Consider the following 2911-nt stretch of genomic DNA (forward strand, 5'->3'; position numbering starts at 1 on the left):
GTTCCTGGCCGAGCCGCCGGCGCAGGACCTGGTCGGCGTCCAGGGCCTGCTGGCCCGGATGCGCGACCTCGCCGCCCGGCTGCGGGTGGGGGAGTGCCACTACCTCGGCCGGTTCGCGCTGAACTGCGCGACGATGATCGCGGTGCGGGCGCACACGGTCGGCATGGAGGGTGTCCGCAGCACCGCCACCACCCAGGTCAGCGTCCGCCACGACGGCCGCGGCAACAACGGCTACCTCGACGTTCGGCCTGGCAGCACCCCGGAGTTCGCGGCGCTGCGGACGCTCGCCGGTATCGCCACCGACCTGCACCGGTTCGCCGACGACCTGATGGCCGCCTACCAGGAACCGGAGAACCTCCGGCTGGTGAAGGTGCGCCCCGGCGGCGAGCCGTACGCCGGTGGCTGGGCCTGGCGCTTCTGGTCGGAGCTGTCGGAGTCCCTGCTCGACGCGTTCACCCTGCTCTACGCCGAGACCTGCCGGGTGCTGCTGCTACAGCAGCTCCGCTCCTCCCGCCACGGCATCGACGGGCGCCGCGGCGCCGGCTTCGACGCCACCGCGGCGGCCTTCTCGTCCACCCTGGCCATCCTCGGCGAGTCGGTCGTGGTGGTGACCACACTGCGGCACGCGATCACGCACTCCGAGGCCGTGCTCGTCACCGGCTCGGTCCGCGACGTCCTGTCGGTCAGCCAGACGATCCCAGCGGGCGACGGGATGATGTTCGTCGAGCTGCCGGCGCCGATCCGGTCCGTCCCGCCACGAGTGCTGGCCGTCGCCGGTGACGCCCTCATCGAACGCCGCGGCGGTGACCGGGTGGTGCGGTTCCGGGACCGGGTCTGGACCGCCGCCGACCTGGACGCCGAGATCAACCTGCGGCGGGCGGTGGTCAACCAGGTCGACCCGCTGTTCCTGCAGATCGGGGACCTGGAGCCGCTGTACGCCCGGGCCCAGCGCGAACCGGCGTTCGTCGAGGAACACCTGCGGAGCCTGCTCACCCAGATGTCCGAGGCGAACGCCCGGATGCTGGCGCAGGCATCCGACCCGGCGGAGGGCGCCTACTTCGCCGTGGCGGCCTCGCAGTACGTCTGGCGCGAGGGCGGCGCCGACCGGCGCGGGCTGCGTTTCCAGCTGCAGGGCATCCACGCGTTGGCGGACGAGCAGCTTCGCACCGCGGCCCGCAACGACCGTCTCTACGTGCTGGGGATCAACCGGGCGGTGGGCCGCAAGGCCGCCCTCGACGACCTGCTGGTCATCGCCTCCACCGCGGGGATCATTGTGCTCGGCCTGCTCTGCGCTCCGCTGGGCGCTGTCGCCGCCGGAGCGATCACCGGCCTGGCCGGCCTGGCGCTGACCGCTGGTGATCTCGCCGAGGCCGACCGCCAGAGGGACCTGTACCGGGCGCTGGAGGACCCGGAGCTGTTCCAGCGCTGGCAGGAGGTACAGGTCGCGCAGCTCATGGCCGCCCTGAGCGTCGCCTTCAGCGTGTTCGACGTGGTCGCGGTCGGGCGCGGCGCCCGGGCCATCGTGGCCAGCGCCCAGCACGGCCTGCGGGTCGCCGAGCGGGCGGGCCTGGCGGCGGGAGCCCGGTCGGTCGCGCGCAGCGGCCGCCGCGAGGTGCTGCGCGGCATGACCGAGCAGGTGCTGGCACCGAGCAGGTGCTGGTGCAGGCGGTGCGCCAGGCGGTCACCGACACTGCGGTGCTGGCCGTGATGTCCCTGGTCCTGCCCCGGCTGATCACCCCGGTGCTGGTGCCCTGGATCCGCCAGCAGGCCGTCGACCACGGCACCTTGGCCGAGGTCGACGCGGCCCTCGGCCCGCTCGCCGCCGGCCTGCCGGCACCGGCCCCGCGGACGGCGCCGGGCGGCCCCGTGGCGGGTGGACCGGTGGTGGGCGGGGCACCAGCGGACGATGGGGAACGATGACTATCACCCCCGGGCTGCTCTCCGGTGCCCTGAGCCGCGCCGCCCGCGAGCACGCCGCCACCCTGGAGGCGCTGCAGCGGGCGCTCGACATCGTCTCCGGGCAGCGCCCAGCGGTGCTGCGGGTGGAGGCGCTGGCCGAGCGTGTCGTGCTCGCCTTGGCGCACCACCACGAGAGCCGGGTCGCGGGCACGCTCAGCCGGCTGAAGGAGTCGCTGGCCCGGCTGCTGGACGACGTCGAGGACCTGCGCGCCGGTGGCCGGGCCACCCGCCAGACCGCGCAGCGCCAGGCCGACCTGCACGTCCTAGCCGACGCCATGGAGCAGCTGCAGAACTTCGAGGAGGCCGTCCGTCACGACCTGGACCGCGGCGAGCTGCCCGAGACGGCGGCGGCCGTGTTGCGGGAGGCGTTCGATGCCCTACCGGCGCCCGCCGCCGCGACCGCCGGTAGGGCATCGCGACCGCGTGGCCGGGCGGCGGGAACCGGCACCCGCGCAGGTGCTGCGGCGACTGGGACGGTGGCGACCGGACGCGCGGCCACACCGGCCGCGAGCCCGGCTGCGGGCGGCCCATCGACTCCCCCGCCGGGACAACGCGGTGGCCGGGTGGCGGCACTCAGTCCTGAGGAGCAGGCCCGCGCCGCGGCGGCCACCACCCGCGACGCGCTGGAATGGGCGCACCAGCTGCGGGAGGCGTGGAGCCGCGGCCTGACCTTCGAGCCGGAGTCCCGCCACGCCGTCCCGCTGGGCTGGCCGGACCACCCGCTGCTGGTGGCGGAGATGCGCCGGCTGGACGACCCGGCGTCCCGGTCAGCCAGGCGGAGGCGACCGCCCTGCGCGAGGTGGTGCATCGGGCCAACGAGGTGCTCCGGTCGTTCGGCCGCCGGTTCGAGGTGCTGCACGGCGGCAGCGAGCGGATCCCGCCGACCCGGCCGGTGCCCCCGGCCGCGGAGGCCGCGCTGGCCCCGGGGGCACTCGCTGTCGCGGCGCGTCGG

Annotated in this window: 3 protein-coding genes; all 3 read left to right on the top strand. The window is 75.4% G+C overall.

All coding sequences use genetic code 11. The annotated features are described in order from the left end of the window. A partial coding sequence (locus AC08OT_RS19845; RefSeq protein WP_476603188.1) for a hypothetical protein occupies positions 1-1708 on the top strand: 1708 nt, incomplete at its 5' end. After that, a complete protein-coding gene (locus AC08OT_RS19850; protein WP_476593248.1) occupies positions 1660-1920 on the top strand; it encodes a hypothetical protein in 261 nt (86 codons plus the stop codon). The genes AC08OT_RS19845 and AC08OT_RS19850, both read left to right, overlap by 49 nt. Beyond that, positions 1917-2911 (top strand): hypothetical protein (locus AC08OT_RS19855; protein WP_476603189.1); only part of this gene is annotated, 995 nt, incomplete at its 3' end. The genes AC08OT_RS19850 and AC08OT_RS19855, both read left to right, overlap by 4 nt.

Source organism: Frankia sp. CgJB1, assembly GCF_977947065.1.